At 58.1% G+C, this 19322-nt stretch carries 3 protein-coding genes; 1 reads left to right on the top strand and 2 read right to left on the bottom strand.

The window, feature by feature from the left end; genetic code table 11:
* Window positions 1-51 precede the first annotated feature (51 nt).
* Window positions 52-16953 carry a beta strand repeat-containing protein gene (locus WAW39_RS01010; RefSeq protein WP_422314851.1) on the top strand — a complete coding sequence of 5634 codons (16902 nt, stop codon included), beginning with the start codon at window positions 52-54 and terminating at the stop codon, window positions 16951-16953.
* Between the two features lie 251 nt (window positions 16954-17204).
* Here the strand turns inward: WAW39_RS01010 and WAW39_RS01005 are convergent, their stop codons facing one another.
* A complete protein-coding gene (locus WAW39_RS01005; protein WP_422314848.1) occupies window positions 17205-17879 on the bottom strand; it encodes a response regulator transcription factor in 675 nt (224 codons plus the stop codon).
* Window positions 17880-17917: 38 nt separating this feature from the next.
* Window positions 17918-19300, bottom strand: a complete 1383-nt coding sequence (locus tag WAW39_RS01000; protein WP_422314846.1) for a sensor histidine kinase — start codon at window positions 19298-19300, stop codon at window positions 17918-17920.
* Between the last annotated feature and the right edge of the window lie 22 nt (window positions 19301-19322).

Here is a 19322-nt window from a genome sequence, read left to right as displayed (position 1 = left end):
ACTCTCAACAGCCTGAACCTTCAGGCCAACACAGGTGCTACTGCCAGCAGCGTGCTGGATCTGGGCGGCAAGACCCTGACGCTGGCCAGCGGCGGTTTGATCGCCTCACCTGTCGCCACCACAGCCTCTGCCAACAGTATCAACATCATCAATGGTTCCTTGACCGCCGGAACCACTTCCAGTCCGGCCGATCTCTACCTCCATGCCCTGAGCTGGCTCAATAATCAGGCGGACAACACGGGCAATGCGGATGTCACAGTCTCTGCAAACATCGTCAACAATGCGGCTGGTGGAGCGGTGGCTCTTGTAATTGATGGCAATCAGGGACGCGGGACTCTCAACGCCACCAATGATGTGTTCATCACCGGTTCCAACACCTACACGGGTGGCACCTGGGTGAACTCAGGGCGAATCGTCCTGAACAATGCCCTGGCGGATGGAGTCACGACTTTTGCCGTGCCTGGGAATCTGACCGTATCGGGTGGCTACAGCAGCAATCCGGCGGCTTACACGGACCGCAACACGCAGGTCATTCTGGGGGCTGCCAATCAAATGGCACACACTGGCATCCTGACCATCCAGGGCGGTGCTACATTCGACACAAACAACTTCAATCAGACTGTTGGCGGCGTGGTGTTTAACAACAACGGTGGCAACTCGCCGGTCCTGAACGTTGGCACAGGTGCCTTCACCTTGAATGGCAATTTGAGCGCAACTTCCCAAAACCTCGGGGCGGTGTCGCAGCTCGGCGTGGTAATGACCGCCACCACCACCAGTGGCAACGCCACGGTGACAGTCACAAGCACGGCAGGACTGGTTGTTGGTACGCCGGTCATCGGGCTTGGCGTGCCAGCCGGTGCAACGATCGCCTCGATTGTCAACGGGACACAGTTCACCCTCTCTGTGAATGCCAATGCCACCGCCAGCACCAACCAGCTGGTGTTCTTCGGACTCGGTGCCGTCGATCTCAACGGAGCGGTTCGCACTTTCGATATCAGTCCTGTGCAGTGGAATGGTGAGGTTCTGTCCCCAACTCTGGCCACCTTGGATATCAGCTCCCCCCTGACGGGAACGGGAGCATCCGGCATCAACAAAACAGGCGCTGGCAATCTGACGTTCAAAGTTGCCAATACATACGTCGGAGCCACGACGATTACGGCCGGCAAGATCACCTACGGCCTCAACGATGCGCTGCCCACCCTGACTGCCCTGACTGTGCTTGCAGGCGGCACCTTGGACATGAACGGTTTCAATGGCGCAGTTGGCTCTCTGGCCAGTGAAAGTGCTGTTGCAGGCGGCACTGTCACCAACACGGCTTCAGGCACTAATTCGACATTCACGGCAGGAGGCGACAATTCCAGCACGACCTTTGGTGGTACGATCACCAACAGCTCCAACTCCACCCTGAACTTCACCAAAGCAGGAACCGGCACTCTGACATTGACGGGTGCCAACACCTATACGGGCCGCACCTGGATCAAAAACGGCGCGCTGAGTGTCAGCACGATCAACAACGTTTCTGGTGGCTCGAGCAGCAGCAGTCTGGGCGCGCAGACCACGGCGGCGAACGGCACATTGTCTCTCGGTTCAGGCGCGGACACTGGTACACTGATTTACACAGGGGCCGGTGAAACGACCGACCGCATTATCAATCTCGCAGGCACCACCGGTGGGGGTGTTATTCAGAATGACGGCACTGGTGCATTGACATTTACAGGCAACACCACCTCCACGGTTTCCGGGGCCAAGTCGCTGACCTTCACGGGCTCGTCCACTGGCATCTTTACCTTCACCGGTTCCATTGGGGACACGGATGGCTTCGTTCAGCGCGGTCCGGTGTCGTTGGTCAAGGATGGTGCCTCCTCCATGCTGTACCTTTCGGGTGGCAATGCCTACACGGGCAGCACCATCATCAATACCGGAGTCATTCAAATCGCGAGTGCCAGCCCAATCTCCATCATTCCAGATCGTTCTGGCGTGGTGTTGGCGAACACCGCAGGTGTCGCTCTGGATCTGAACGGCAACAGCGAAACTCTGGGATCTCTTTCCGGCGGTGGCAGCAACGGAGGCAACGTCCTGCTGACGGGCACCGGCGCTCTCACCCTGGGCTTGGACAACGCCGACGCGGTCTTCTCAGGCACCATCACGGGGGGCAGCACAGGTGGTCTTACCAAGCTGGGCAGCGGAACGCAAACTCTTGCGGGCACCACTGACTTCACCGGGGATGTGCTCATCCGCACCTACGGCGGACAGTCGGGCGGTGGGTTGATTCTCTCCGGCGGTGCGGCGCTTGCCAGCTCCGCGAATGTTCGAAATGCGGGCTGGAACACGGTTTTCGGCGTGAATTCGAACCAAACCATCACTTCACTGACCAGCACCCGCAACACCATCCTCGCTCTTGGCGGCGGGGCCACGCTGACCACGACTTACACCAATGGCACCCCCACCATCATCAGTGGTCTGGCGGATTCCGACAACACTTTCCGCGTCATTAAACTGGATTCGAGCACTGCGGGTCTGGCTGCCGGCATGCTGATCTCCGGCAGCACCGGCATGACCAACGCCACCGGCATCATCCTGCAGATCATCGATGGCAACAACGTGCTCATTAATGAGCTCCCCGGTGCGACCGTCACCAACATTCCTACTCTGACAATCACTCCCACCAGCGTGCTGAGCAGTGCCATGACAGGGCTCGGGGGCTTTACCAAAAATGGTGCAGGCGACCTTTTCCTGACCGGACTCAGCACCTATTCTGGTGCAACCACGATCAATGCAGGAACGGTCTGGGCGGGCGGCGGCATCTGGGACGGTGCCAGGTATGCCTTCCAAGATGTCTTGAGCGACAACTCTCAGATCGTCTTTGCAAATTCGGGCACTCAGAAGCTGAACTTTGCAGTCAATGCCACCAATCTTACGCCGTTTGAGCGTGTGGGTTCTCTCAGTGGCGGCAACGGCACCAGCACCACCATCAATCTCAGTGCTCTCACCGCTGGAGGTTTTGGTGCCGGAACTATCGGCACCAGCATCGGTGCGCTGGCCATCGGCGGGGACAACAGCACCTCCACATACAACGGTCAGATCTTTGGTGCTGGCGGCACCTGGCTTATCAAGGAAGGTTCAGGCACCTTTACTTGGACCAATCCGGTTTCGGATGGCGCTACGTTTGATGGAACCCTCCTGGTGAACCAGGGCGGATTTAACACTTCTGGGGCGTTTGGTCTCGACGCTGCGCAAACCTTGTTCCTCGAAAACAATGGGGGCGTATTCACCTCAGGAGTCACGGTCAATGATACCATCGCCATCCTCCAGGGTGGTGGCAAAGGCGCCTCTCGTGTCTTCCCCAGTGGCAACGTCGGCGGCCTTTATGCAAATTACATCAATGGCGTGGATGGCTTGATCGTGCTCCAGACGGCGGGCATCAGGCTCATCACCAGCACCTCCACCAGCTCCGTTTTCGGGGGCGTCATTTCAGGTGCAGGGGACTTCCAGAAGGACGGTTCTTCAACATTGGAGATTCGTGGTGCCAACACCTACACCGGACAGACCATCTCCAACGGCGGCATTCTGCGCATGGGCATCTATGGTGCCGCGGCAGGTGTTGGTGCTCCAGGAACAGGCGGAAACGGCACACTGGCACTGGCCAGCAGCATTCGCAGCGTCAGTGGCATCTTGGATGTGAACGGCACCTCACAAACCGTCTCCCGTTTTGCTGCCTCATCCACCGGTGGCACCATTCAGCTCGTCAACGGTTCGCTGACGCTCATGGATCAAAACACTCAGACCATCGGGACAGTGTTCACCGGCAATCTCAACAGTGTGATCAACGTCAATTCCACCGTCGCAGGACAAACCTTGTCTTTGACGGGTAGCAGCACGGGCTTTGGTGGCACCATCAATGTGGGAACTAACGCGGCCCTGACTCTCAATGCTGCAAGTGGTGCTTTCAACAGCACGGGGATTAATGGCGCCCGTATCAATCTCAACGGCACCAGCACTCAACTCACCGTCACATTGGCTGACACCATCGGGTCGCTCGCCGGCACAGGCAATGCGGTGCTTACACTCGGGCTGACCCTCCGCGAAGCTCGCAGCGGTGCGGTCTCCGCCACTGGATTCTCTGGGGCTACAAGCGGCGCAGGTGCACTGGTTCTGAGCAACTTTGGCGGCTTGACACTCTCTGGCAACCTCGCTCACACCGGAGGCATCACGCTCTCGTCGAATTCGACCATCATTCTGAACTATGGTGCAGGAAACAACATCCTGCCATCGGTCGGGGCGCTGACTTTGAACGGCGGCACCATTCGCCTCATCAGCACGGGAACTGGAATTCTGGAGTCCGTTGCTTCCACGACCCTCAATGCAGGTGCGTCATCGGTTGAATCATTGATCCATTTCAATGCTGAGACCGAGTATAGCCAGTTTTCTGGCTTCGCAGGCATCAATCTGGGAGCCATCACGCGTGCGGCGGGTGGCACCCTGACCGTGGGCACAAGCGCTGCTGCGACGAGTACTGTCAATGGAGCCAGTGGCATCCTCGGCGGTTGGGCCACGTTTGGCGATGGCACCTGGGCTGTTTCCAACGGAGCGGGCACTGCCATATCCGGACTCACCAGCTATTCCGCAGACGCTTTCGGCACGAATCTCAATACGGACATCACCGCCGCAGGCGCAGTGGCAGGTGCCACCACGGCGACCATTCGTTTTAGCGGAGCAAATGATGCAGACATTACCGGAACGATGGCCCTTGAAACGGGCGGCATTCTTGTCAGCAGCAGCGTGGGCGCGCATACCTCCACTATTTCCGCCAGCCTCACCTCCGGCGCCGGCAATGAACTGATCATCAATCAATACAATGTCCTGGGGGATTTGGTGCTTTCCAACGTGGACGGTACTGCCAACACCATCCTCACCACCACCGGTGGCGGGCGCACCTTGCTCACGAACAACATGACCGGCACGGGCACCACCAACATTGGCTACGGCTACCTCCAGCTTGGCGACAGCACCGTTGGTGGCAGCGCTGCGGGCATGGTGGGCAGCGGAGCCATTCTGAACAACGGCACCCTCGGCTTCAACCGCAGCAACTCGCTGACCATTGCCGCTGTCATCTCAGGCGCGGGCAACCTTGAACAGCTTGGTTCCGGCACCACCACCATCACCGGCACCAATACCTTCCAAGGCCGGGTGACCGTCAGGGGTGGAATTTTGGAAATCCAAAACAACTCCGGACTTGGGGCTGCCGCCACGGCTGTCACCAACCGCTGGGCGAACCTCACTTCGGTGAATGCTGGTGGCACGCTCAAAATCAATGTCGCTGCGGGCGGCACGATCACCGAACTCTTGAATCTTGATGGAGGCACGCTGGCCATCAGCAGCGGAGCAGCGCAGACTCTGTCCGCTCCTTTGGTGTTGAGAAGTGCCAGCACCATCAGTCTCAACTCCGCCTTCAATCATGTGCTCAGCGGGCAGATCATTTCGGCACCAGGAACCGGTCTTACCGTCAACAGCACCATCGTGGGAGGCGCCTTGCTGCTGACCAATGCGGCCAATCAGCTGAACGGCACTCTCACCATCGGAACCAACGCCACCGTTCAATTTGGCAACAACTCTGCTGGGGGCATCGGCAGCCGTTCGGATATCGTCAACAACGGCACTCTGATCACGAACACCAACGACGGCCACCTGGTGCTGGGCAACAATATCTCCGGCTCCGGCAATTTCATTCAGTCTCGTGGCACGGTTTACCTGACTTCGGACAACACCTACTCCGGCACGACCACTCTGGGGCTCCAGACCGTCAATGCTGGCGTCTCTCTGCGCATCGGCAATGATACTTACACCGGATCTCTCGGCACGGGCGATGTGATCCTGCAGTCCACGACCAGTGGTTCAACCGACCTGCGCTGGCACCTGATTGCAGACACGATCGTCGCCAATAACATCACGCTCAATCCCAACACCGATGGCACCACGGCTCGCAATGCCACTTTGCTGCGCCAGGGACTGGGCAACATCACCTTGACCGGCAATCTGACCATCGGCTCCACCACGGGAGCTCCCAACACCCAGGTCGCCATTCTCCAATCTGAGAGCGGCGGCATCCTCTTCATCAACAGCACCCTCGTCAACGCTGACAGCACTCATCGGCTGAACATCATCAACAACGGCACCGTGGTGTTTGGCGGCAGCGCCAGCAACACCTACGACGGGGTGCTCTCTGGCAACAACGTTTGGGTCTTCCAGAATTCGGGCGTCACCACCCTCGCGGGTGTCAATACATTCAATACCGGCAGCACCTACATTGACAAAGGCACGGTCGTTCTCGCCAATGGTTCGGCCATCTTTGATGATAACGACACTCACGTTCTGAACGGAGCTACGCTGAGCATTGCCAATACGGAAACCATTGGCCAGCTCTACATGCAGCGTGGTGCCATCACCCTCATCGGTGCTGGTCAGACGCTGACCGTCGATGACGGCGGGACTCAGTTGATCGCAGGCTCATTCCAAGGTTCGGGCAATCTGACTCTTGGTGGTGGCAACTTCATGGCCATGTATGGCACCAATACCAACACCGGTGCGTTGCTGCTCGGCAGGCTTTCTGACAACAGCAGCGGTGGAATCCAGACCGCCAACCTCGCCAATGCCATCGGCTCCTTCAGCTCGGTCACACTCGGTGCCGGCACCGGGGCCGGTTCCATTGACTATGTCGGAGCGGGGGAAACCTATGCTGGAAACATCATTCTGGCCGGCACTGCTGCGACTATTACCAGCACTGGAAGCAACCGTATCACCGCCAATGGCAGCGGAGCGCTCATTCTCAGCGGCAGCATTACTGCGACCGCCACCAACACCCTTCAACTTACCGGTCAGACTGGTGGTTACTTCAACCCAATCACCAACCAGATCACGGGTGTCATTTCTCAGGGGGCCAATGTCCTTTCCATCGCCATGGGCAATGTGACTGACGATGACCGCTACGGCATCTCGGGCCGCTGGGCTCTGACCAACGCCGGCAATGATTTTAGCGGAAGCATCACAGTCAATGTCGGCATGCTTGAACTGCAGGGGGATCTTGGCGACGGCTCGGAAAACACCAGCGTCATGGGCAACACCAATGTGGCTCGCAGCATCACTCTCGGCAGCAACAACTTCAATGGCCGCCGCTACGATCAGTATGGGAACGGCGACCAGATTGGTGATGGCGGCTTCGGCCAGGGCACCAACACGATCGCACCCAACAGTGCTGACGTGGGCACCATCATTTTCAATGACCCCAATGCTGGAGTCGCCACCTTTGCCAGCAACATCACCTGGGCACTGGTCACTGCCGCAACCGGGAACACCACGGGTGGCCAGTTGATCAACAACGGAGTGAAGCAGATCATCATCAACGGTGCACTCACCTCTGGAACCACGGGCACGCATAACTGGCTGCTTGATGGCTCCAACACCCTGACCAACACCATTGCTGGTATCATCAGCAATCCTACCACCAGCCAGGCTACGGCGGTGATCAAAGAGGGGGCTGGCACCTGGCGCCTCAGTGGCGCAAACACCTTCACCGGAACTCTCATCATCAACAATGGCACTCTTGAACTCGCCGGCGGTGCGGCAATTCTGGACACTGTCGGTGTGGCTCTCAATGGAGATGGCGGCGACGGCATCTACTCCGGCACCGCGAAGTTGAGAATCATCAACTCCGAAACCATTGCCACCCTGACGGGCGATGTGCTGACTGAGGCTGAAATAGTTTCCGGCCAGACTCTCTCCATCACAGGGGCCAGCAGCACCATGAACGGCTTCTTCTCGGGTGAAGGGAACCTCACTCGCACGGTGTCATCCTCCACTGCTGCGACTTTGACAAGCAGCGCACGCAACACTTACACGGGCATTACCACCATCGGTGCCACCGGTGGTGCCACTGCCAGCGCAGGCATGACCATCTACTATCTTGCCGACGGCGGGATCGCGAGCGGCGTCGGCGCTTCAAGCAATGCCGCAGGAAATCTCGTCTTCGTGAGCAACACTGCGGCAAATCAAGGCGGTATTCTCACCTGGCAGGGCCTGACGAATCAAAGCACCGATCGTCTCTTCACCATGGGACTCGGCGCTCTGGCTGCTCGTATCAATGCTTCAGGCACCCTTATTGGCACGACGAATCCGACTCTCACCTTCAGCAACACGGGGTCCATCGTATTCACCGGCAACGGCGCGCGCACACTCACCCTGGGCGGCACGACGATCAGCGACAATACCTTCAGCCTCAAGATCACCGATCAAGGCGGAGCCACCTCCCTCGCAAAAGTGGACGGCGGCATGTGGGTCATTGATCCAAGTGCGGGGAACACCTACACGGGTGGCACGACCATCACCGCCGGCACACTGGCCATCCGCGCTGGCAACGCACTGGGAAGCGGTACCATCACCGTCAACGGTGCTTCAGGCAATGGCTTGGAAATCCGCACTGGCATCACCTTGGCCAACAACATCACCAACTCCGTCGCAGACGGCGGCTTGGGGGTCACCAGCGGCACCAGTGTTCTGACCGGACTGCTCACCCTGACCAACCAGCTGCGCCTGTCCGTCGATGCAGGAGCCTCCGTGGAGTTCAACAACTCCACCTCGGCGGTCACCGGCAGCGGCACCCTGCTCATCTTTGGCAAAGGCAGCGTCATTCTTTCGGGCGTCAATGGTTCCGGATGGACAGGCCAGACGGTGGTGCGCGATGGCACGCTCGTTCTTGACTACAGCACGAACAACAACAGCAAGCTGGCTGACGCTGCCGCCCTGACCCTGGGCACCATCACCGCGCTGACAACTGTCGGAGTGGACGCCAATGTTCCTGGGCAGACCAAAATCCTCGGCACATCGGGTGGCACGATCAACCTCAACGGAGGCAGCCACATCGAAGTGGTGAGTGCCACCACGATCGCTCCTGGAGCCAACGCGGTCACCCGCACCAGCGGCACTTCTGTTCTTCGCATGAATGCCATCACGCGCAATGTCGGCGGCACCATCGACTTCGGTGCTGCAGGAATCGCGCAGGTGGACACGACCAACACGAACGGCATTCTTGGTGGCTACGCTACTGTGGGCAAGACCGATTGGGCGATGAACTCCACCAACGGTGGCGACGGTCCGGTCACCGCATACACTGCCTACAGCGTGAACACGTACGCGGCCACGAACAACGTGGACGTGACTAATTTCTCAATCACAGGCACGGCTGCCAACACTCTGCGATTCAACACAGCCGGTGGCGGCACCCTTAATCTCGGTGGCGGAGTGCTGGCCATGACGGGCGGTGGCCTTCTCATCACCCCCAACGTGAACGCGGGGGATGTCATCATCAGCAACGGCTTCATTCAGAATGCGGCGACGACGGCCGGGCTTGAGACTCTGATCATCCTGCAAAACAGCGCGCGGGCGCTCCAAATTGATGCCGTCATTCAGAACAATACAGGTGCACAGATTCTGACCAAATCTGGCACGGGCAAGGTTTACCTCAATGCCCTCAACACCTACAGCGGTGCTCTCAACCTGAATGAAGGAGAAATCCAGGTGGGCGGCACGGCGGCCGCACCCACCGTTGCCACCAACGCTTTCCTTGGCGGCTACGGCGTCTCGCCTCAGGGCAACGTCATCAACATGGGTGCCGGGTCGGTGCTTCGCTTCCTCACCACCAATACTGCTGTCTACAACACGGGCACCATCACCGGGGATGGCACGATTATTCTCGACACCGGCAATTCAGGGGTGCTGCTCTTCGACGACGACAACAGCAACTTCTATGGCGACATCGTCGTCAATGGCGGCACGATCCAGATCAACGGGAACAATAATGCACTGGGCAATGTGCGCGGCATCACCACCATCGGTGGTTCAGGCATTCTGCAGTTCAATGACAGCCGTAACACCGGCGAATACATCACTTACAATGATGGTGCCACCGTGACGACCCTTGCAGCTGCAGCGGGCACCTTGAGCGGCAAGCAGACCATGAACAACACGACGGCGGCCGGTCTCACATTCAATATCCCGGTGGCAGCCAATACTGGCAGTGTCGGTCTGAACATCTCTGGCATCGTTTATGCGCAGAATGGTTTCACCAAGACCGGCTCCGGCATCATGCAGATCAGCGCCAACAACTTCTCTGACGTTTATGATGGGTACACCGGCATCAACAAGGGCGCGACTCTCCTCGGTCAGATCATGGTTAACGAGGGCATCCTCTATGTCGGTGGTGCGCGTGCGCTGGGTGCTTTTGGGGTTGGCAATGAAACCGTCGTCGCTGCCGGAGCCTCGGTGGATCTGCGTGGTCAGGCGCTCAATCTCGGAGATGACAGCGATCCTTTCCGTGAAATCTTCAAAATCGCCGGCACGGGCTTCAATGGCACGGGAGCTCTGCGCAATTCCTCCGGCACAGGGCAGATTTCATTCCTGACCCTCGATGACAACGCCACCATCAACAGCGGCGGTACGGTCAATGCGTCAGCCTTCGTGATCGGCACGTATGACACCAATCTTAGCAACGCCAACGGCCTGACTGGTGCGTTCACCCGCAATCGCCCGGTCATCGCAGGCAACAACAAGATCCTCACCATCATCGGAGGTCGCAATGCCTCGGACAACATGGTGTTTGCAGACGCAAGCTTCTCCAGTGCGCTCGACAGTCTGGTGATCCGTGGCAGCAGCGTACGCTTCAGGCATGAAGTGTCTGCTTCGATTGCCGACAACGGTATTCAAAGTTCGGACATCACCAACGGCATCGAAATCGGCTATGGTGGCCAGATTCAGGCGGATGCAACAAACGCAGCACTCGGCCTTGGAGCAAACACGGGTGCGCGTCTGCTCTTTGAAAACCAGTTCAACACCCACAACACGGTGGACATCACCATGAATGGCGTGATCGCCGCTGCCAACAGTGGCTACAACTACCTTCAGCTTGATTTCTTCACCATTCAGGACGGCTCCACCTTTTTGGATGGGAAACTCAATCTGACAGGAACCGCTGATCGGAACATCATCATCTCCGACTCCATTGGCAACTACACCGTCGCCGAGCAGGGCAATACAACGGAATCGCCGGCATCCAAGCTGGTGATTGGCGGGGTGATCCAGGGGCTGGGTGGTTTTACAAAAATCGGGTTCGGCGAGCTGCGTCTGACCGCCAACAATACGTTCACCGGAGATTTGAACGTGCTGCGTTACGGCTACGCCGCCGTGCCTTGGGAAAGCCATACATATGCGATCAACGGCGTGAACTACCCCACTCAGGGATTGGCTGAAGGCTGGGCGGAGTGGGGCCTTACACTCAATGGCGTCAACGGCGTGCTTTCGGGTGTGACCACCATCAACCTCCAGCGCCGGGGCATGATCACCCTGGACAATACCAACCGTCTCGATGCGACCTCTGGTGCTACCGGCGGCAACAACAATGACCGCATCAATGACAGCGCCATCACCAATATGAGCAATGGCTGGCTGCGTCTCAACGGTGGCACGGTCAACAACACGGAAACGCTGGGCACGGTCAATGTTCAGTCAGGCACCAACATTGTGGATTTCTATCCTACGGATGGCGCAGGCACCAACATGACGCTCACCGTCAACACGCTGAACCGCTCTGCGGGTGCTGTCGTGCGGTTCGTGGATCTGGATGCCACCTCCACCTTCAGCACTGCGGCGGCAGGGGACAGTGTCCGTGTGGCCGTGGGTTCTCTTGGCACCACCCTGGTGGGAAACAACACCATCGCCACCGACAAACAGATCGCCGTCGGCATTCTCGGGGGCGTCATTCCGCTTGGACTGGACACGGACTTCCGCATCCTGGGCTTCAACAATGCCAACGTCAGTGATCTTTGGAACCAGCAGCGCAACCTGCAATATCTGGGCGGCAGCAACTTCATGACGTATGAGGGCGGCTACCTTCGTCCGCTCGATGACTCGGAATACTTCACGGCCTCCGGCGGCCTCCTGGGCAACAGCACCGCTCTGGGTTTGAACCAGAATGTGAGCCTCAATGATCTGGCCACCGTGATGAAAGAAAGCACCGCGATCAACGCGCTGCGCTTCGGCCCGGTCTTTGACAACAATGGTTCCGGCGGCTCAGTGAACAACACCACCGCATTGACGAGCTACACGAACCATCACGCGGTTCTGCTTTATGTGGACGGCACCCTGACCATCTCTTCCGGCATGGTCAGCAGCGCCACTTTTGCAGTGGGCAACACAGCGGATGCTGCCACTTACATTCTGGGCGGAAATCTCGATTTCGGCAGCCGTGAAGCCATCTTCAATGCCCAAAATGGCTATTATCTCACCACCTCGGGAGCCATTGGCACAGGCACACTGCATGTCCGGTCGAACATCATGGGCACAGGAGGTTTGCTCAAGACCGGCTTCGCTCAGCTGGTTTTGGCTGGCAACAACACTTATACCGGCATCACCAGTATCAGTGAGGGGGATCTGCAGGTCACCAATGGTCGCACCGGACTCGGGGCGGGGGGCGATGGCAACGGCGTTGTCATCACAGGCAGCGGCAATCTCAGCTCCACTGCAGGTGTCCAGATCGGCACCGCAACCGCGCGTGAGGACATCTATATTGGCGTGCTTTCAGGCGATCAGCAGATCCTCCGCAATTTCAGCCGCACCTTGAACTATTTTGGCAACATCACCATCGACAACGTGGATCTTGCTGGCCAGACGATTTTCACGCCGCGCATCCGCCTCGATGGCAACAGCAACACCATCATCAACGGCAACATTGTTGGTGGCAATACTGCCATCAGCAATGACATCACGCAGATCGACTCCCGCATTGTCCAGTTCGACACTTCGGGTGAACTGATGCAGGCATTCATCTTCCGCGGCACCTTCGGAGACAAGGCTGATGGCAGCGGAAACGCCATTCCTATCGCCGATGTGATCTCCACTCTGCCGACCCTGGCCGGCGTTCGCACCAACGAGAATGAAGTGCTGCGTGTCAACCTTGCCGCCGGCAATGACCAGACGAGCTTCATCTTCGAGAAGCAGTACAATGCAGCCGGGCGTCTCTCTCTCCTGCGTGGAGACATGTTGATCAACTATGACCCCAATGCTGCGGGCAATGATGGCAGCGGATTCTGGACGAACACCGCCATCAGCCGCATACCGAATGCAGATTCGAACACCACCTCTTTTGCCATCAATGGCAGCACAACCATGCAGGGGTTTGTGATGGGGAATACTGCCAACTCGTTCAGCTCTCTCTTCCTGACCCGGGCCGGTCAGTCCTTCAACATGGCCGCCTGGTCCATGGTTGGCACGGGAGCCAAATACGTGGGCGGTTTGAATGAAAATGGCACGGTGACTTTCGGCACTGGCACAGGCACGCTTGTGACAGGCAGCATTGTGGCCAATCTTCAGGCGCAGAGCGGTGGCACCGTGGTCATCAATCAGGTGATCACTGGCAACACCGGCAGCACCAGCGCGCCAAACTTTGGCTTCCTCAAACAAGGTCGCGGAACAGTCATCCTGCAGAACACAGGGCTTGCGTCTGCCTCGGATGCCAACTTCGTCCTCGCAGGCGGCACCTTGGTTCTAAACCACACCGGCACCACGGTGCAGGCGCTGGTGGCCAGCCTGAATGCGCGGTTTGACGGCGGCACTGTGATCGCACTGGCAAGCAGTGATGCCAACACAACCACCGCCTTCGCCACCAACAATGCCGCCATCCGGGTGCTGGATTTCACCCTCGGAGGCAATGAAATCGTGGCTCGCACCACCAATGCAGGCACGGCCCGCAACATGACCATCAACATGGGCAATGCCAATGCCAACAACACCACCAGCAACTTCACCCGTGCTCTGGGAGCCACTGCCAACCTTGTCGAGGACAACGCGGCAGGCGGCACCGCTCAGATCACCCTCGACTTCAATGTCAGTTCCACTGCGGCAGCCAAGGACGCCATCATTGCCTGGCTGACCTATGGCTCACAGCTGCGCACTGCCACAGACTTCGCCATGGTGGCTAGCGCCAGTGGCAATGACGTGGGTTCCTTCGGCACGATTCGTGTCGCGAGCGACTACAACAATGATGTGTCCAGCTGGTCTGCGAGCGGCAACATCTCCGAAAACGGTGGTGCTGGCTTCAGCGGCACGCGCGGTTCTGCGCTGACCATCAGCACCCTGCGTTTTGACACCAGCGCAGACGGCGTCATCGATCTCGGCAGCAGTGTTTTGACGATTGCCGGCACCGGAGTCGCCTCCTCAGGCGGTGCCATCCTGGTGAGCAGCAATGTAGGAGCGGCAAACAAGACCATCAATGGCAGTGCTGGCGCGGCCCTCACGACGACGGGCGGACGTTCCGAGCTTATTTTCCACCAGTTCGGCACTGGCAATCTGAATGTGAACGTGCCTATCACAGGTGCGATCAATGTGACGATCACTGGCCCTAGCACGGTGGACGCCGCCAGCATCGGCACCTCCGGTGTCGTGGTGTTCAACGGCGCGAACACCTACACCGGAAAGACCTTCATCAATGGTGCAATTCTCTCCATCAGCGATGTGTCCCAGCTCGGTGTCAATCCTGGCGCGGCCACCGTGGACCAGATCACATTTGGCGGCGGCACCTTGCGCTATACCGGCACCGGATATGCTGATCTCGGCAACCGCGGTGTGACTGCCACCGGCGCAGGTGGCACCATTGACGTGGTCGATGGCGCAGCCGAGTTGCGTGTCAGAACCCTGGCTTCCACCGCTCTGTATCGCGGTGACATCGTCAAAGTCGGCGCTGGAACACTGACGCTGGAAGGCACGCTGAACACTGGAAACAACGCCAATTTCCAGGGATTGCTCGATATCCGCGAAGGCACGCTGCGACTGAACGGGGACAATACCACGGCCACAACCTCTCAGGTTTCCACGATTCTCGGCACCAACAACTCCTTTGCGGATGGCACGATCCTGCGCAGCGGAACGAACCTGGCCATCCAGATGGGAGCGATGAACGGTGCCGTGGACTGGAATCTTGAAGAATGGATCACCTTCAAGGGCAGCAATTACGTGACTGTCGGCAGTCTGGACCCGAGTGTCGCCACACCAGCGGGCTTTGCCAACCCGGCCGTTCGCACCGTGAATCTCAACGGCTTCATCACGATCGAGGGCACCACCACCTTTGATGTCCTCAGCGGGCAGACCATGCGCTTCAGCAATGGCGCAGGCTTCCTCACCGGAAACGGCGACATCATCAAGGACGGCATCGGACAGATGGAGTTCCGCAACAACAGTCCCGACTGGACTGGCAACCTGATCGTGAAGCAGGGCACTGTCTATGGCATGTATCAGGCGGATGTCTTTGGCACCGGCTATTTGACGGGTAAGACGATCACCTTGGGGTCTGCTGACCGCCAGGGGACGGCGCGACTGGTGATCTCGAACCAGGATGTGGTTCAGAATTACACCATTGAAATCAATCATAACATCAATGTCGTTTACAACCCCACCCAGACGAAACAGCTCTCGATCGAAACCGTCGGCAACGGCGATCTGATCAACATCAATGGAGACATCACGTTGAACGACAGCCTCCTCGTTTACATGAACGACGGCGCTGAGAACGGTGGCAGCCAGAACTACATCAACTTCAACGGCCGCCTTCTCGACGGCACCACCACCAGCGGCAACATCACCTTCTACGGTGACGACGCTGGCGGTGCCAACGACAACACCAGCGGTAGAACCTACAACTACGCCGTGCTCAAGGCCGACAACAGCGGATGGACAGGTGATGTCCGTATCAGCGCCAACACCGGTTACGACCAGGATCAGACCACCATTCTTCGCCTGGAAAACACCAAGGCGCTTACCGCTGCCAACGATGTGGACATGGGATACAACTCCATCCTGCAGACCGGTGGCGGCGCCCGCACCATCGGCTCTCTGAGCACCAATGGCGGCGTCGGCCCCTACATCGGCGACACTGGCGCGATGGGTGGCAGCACCAATGGCAGCACCGAAATCATTGAAAACGCCGCCGCCACCGAAGGCACGCTGACCATTACTCAAAGCACACCGGCCTCCACGGAAGTGTTGTGGGACGCCAAATTCCGTGACGGCACTATGAACAGCCAGTTCTTTGCTCCAGGTGCCAGCCCTACGGCCTCCGCTGCATTGAATGTGGTCAAAGCAGGCGATGGCTGGGCCACGATGACCTTGGACAACGACTACACTGGCACGACGACGGTAGCCGCCGGCATCCTGCAGGTGGGGCGCAATAATGTGGGGGATACGGGAGCCGTTAATGCTGCTGGATTCTCATCCGCTGCTGGCACCACCGTCGCTGGGACCGGCCAGATTCAAGGTGCCGCGACCATTCTTGGCCAACTTAGCCCTGGCGACGAAGCCGGGGCATCCATGGGGACGCTGACCTTTGTCTCCTCGGCCACCTTTGGCGCCACCTCGGACATCACTCTCCAAGCCCAACGTTCCAGCTATACCGCCATGAATACGGTCGGTTACGATACTGCGGGCTACAGCACATGGATCAATGGCATCACCACTGATCCGACTTACAGTCACCTCCTCAATGATCCGGTGACCGGCGCTCAGCACGATCAGATCCTTGTTGGCGGTGCATTGACCATTGTTACAGGCTCCAAAATCACCCTCGTTAACAACGGCTACAATGCCACCGCAGGGGATGTGTTCAAACTCCTCGACTGGAACGGCGCTAACCTGACCTACAATGTCGGCGGGGTCCTCTACAACGGCAGCTACCTGCGCACCGGTGCAGAGACCGGCACAGATCTTGATCTGTTTGAACTCGGGTCCGGATTCCGGTGGGACGTGAGCCTGTTCGATACGCAGGGCATCATCGTTGTGGTTGTGCCTGAGCCTGGTCGCCTGCTGCTGCTTATGTTTGGCCTGCTGGGCCTGGGCATGCGCCGTCGCCGCCGCAATGTCTGAAATTTTGCCGGCGCACTCATTCGCCCCGGTGCTGGCTGGCTGGAATAATGCCAGCCAGCCCCATGGGGTCTCTTGCGGTCTTCAGCAGAGATCTGTCACGGCATGAAAAACATGGCATGAGAATAGATGCCGGAAAGCCAGCTCTGCCATGGGGATCAACACCAATGGACGCCGCTGTAAAATCAGAGGCTGGCAGCTCTTAAAGAACTGCAAATTCAGCAGTCCAATTGGCTCCAGGAAATCGCTTGCGCTCAGTTCGCTTTCTGCCCTTCCGCCCATCGAATGGCGAAATAAGCCAGTTCGCCCGTCTCATTCATCCCCAGTTTTGCACGAATGTTCATTTTGTGAACATCCACGGTTTTGGTGCTGATTCGCAGCGCCTCCGCGATCTGACCTGTGTTCTTCCCTTGGCCGATCAGCACGAAGACTTCAAACTCACGGTCGCTCAGCTCTGAGATGGAATCCTTGGATTCGGCGGCATTGCCGGAGGAAAAAGCTTTCAGGATTTCCTCGGACATTTCCTCGCTGACCGCTATGCCGCCGCTCGCCACACGGTGCAGTGCTTGTTCCAGCACCTTTTGCGGGGCGCTCTTCATCACATAGCCGCGTGCTCCTGCCTTGAGGGCGCGTTGCGCATAGAGCTTCTCATCATGCATGGAAATGGCAATCATGGGCAGCTTCGGGCGCAGCAGGCGAAGATCCTTGATGAGTTCAAGCCCTGAGCGGTCTGGCAGCGAAATATCCACGACGAGTACATCCGGTGTGTCCTCGTCCACTTTGCGCACCGCCTCAGAGGCGTCTCCGGCCATCCAGGCAAAAGCCAGATCTGCGGCATTTTCAATGAAGAGCCGCCATCCCTCACGCATCATGGTGTGGTCATCCACGATGGCAATTCGTATGGCGGCTTGTGTGGGATTGGCTTTCATGGGTGCGAGGTTCTCGTGGGCAACCGCCCGTTTTTGTATCATGGATTCTTTAGCGGAATCCGCACAATGGCAATCGAGAAATCCCGTTCGCCTTTTTCAATGGTTCTCTCCAGTGTTGCAGAGAGTGTACGCAGCCGCTGGCCCATGAGATGCAGGCCCATGCCATGCCCGTCCGATGCGGTGCGTTCTGTAAATGGAGTTCCATCATGAATAACGCTCAACACCACATTGGCATCTTCCATTCTTACGGTGATGGTGATGACATCCGGCTTGGAATGCTTGCAGGCGTTGATGACCAGTTCCTGCGCAATCCGGAAGAGCAGTTCCTGGGAGCTCCCGGTGAGTGATGGGCTCAAATCGGAATAGTCGAGCGAGCACCGCACCATGTATGACTTCTCGGCAAACCCCAGCACATTCTCCAGCGCATCTTTCAATCCGTGATTCTCGATGCCCACAGGAGCAAGCCCCCACGCCATGCTGCGCGCGATCACGGTCGATTCTGAGAGCTCTTCAGCCACCTGCCCGGCGAGGGCGGCTATCTTGCCATCTTTTTCATGGATCATCCCTTGCACGACCCCTGCTTTCATTTTGATCGCTGAGAGTCTTTGACAGAGATCATCATGCAAGTCTCTGCCGATCTTCCTGCGCTCCTGTTCTGCGGCTTCGAGCACCATGTTTTCCGCCGTCCTGAGCTTGGTCAAAGCCCCGGCAAATTCCACGGAGATCATGGAGAGCTCATCATGCCCCTCCAATGTCATCGGGAGGCCGTTCGTGGAGCTGGCGGCTCGCAAAATTTCCACCACCCGGCGCACCCTGCGCGTGATGAGTTCGTCCAGGGCGAACCAGAGCAGCAGGCATGATGCCAGCAGCACCCCGGCCTGCCGCAAAGACTCCTGCCAGGCTTCCTCATTTACCTCGACCAGCGCCATGGTGGCATCGTAGCGAATCAAGATCGCAGCGCGGCTGTTGGATTCGTAAGTTTCAAAGAAAGGCACCATCACCACCAGGCTGTTTTTTTCAGCGTTCCATTCAAATGTAGGCGCCATCGTGTCCAGCACAGAAGCGTGCCGCTGCCATTCTGCTGCCAGCGGTGTTTTCAGGACGTCCATCCGCTTCCATTGCATGTGGGTGGAACAGCTGACGATTCCCTCCTTGTTGCATACAAGGCCCAGATCCACGTCGGCAGAAAGGGACACGTAGGCCATCTCGAGTTCGGCGGCACGCTCCTGCTGCTTGCGGGACAGGTGCTGCAGCAGGCCGGCCAGGCGGCTGCCTGTTTCAGTAGCCTCCTGCTCCAGGCGTACGAGCCGACGGTCTTTCAGCCAATGCTGATTTCTCCAGTTGTTGAGCAGAATCATCAGAAGACCAAACGACAACACACTCAGTGTGATGCGGCTTTGGATGGAGTGAAACAGTTTCAAGGAAGCGCCTCCTTTGTAAAGC

Source organism: Prosthecobacter sp. (assembly GCF_049294395.1).
Lineage (GTDB): Bacteria > Verrucomicrobiota > Verrucomicrobiia > Verrucomicrobiales > Verrucomicrobiaceae > Prosthecobacter.
This window is presented reverse-complemented; position numbering and strand designations above follow the sequence as displayed.

Excerpts from the sequence above, each read along its gene's own strand:
- WAW39_RS01005 (WP_422314848.1), bottom strand. The coding sequence starts at position 17,879 with ATGAAAGCCAATCCCACACAAGCCGCCATACGAATTGCCATCGTGGAT.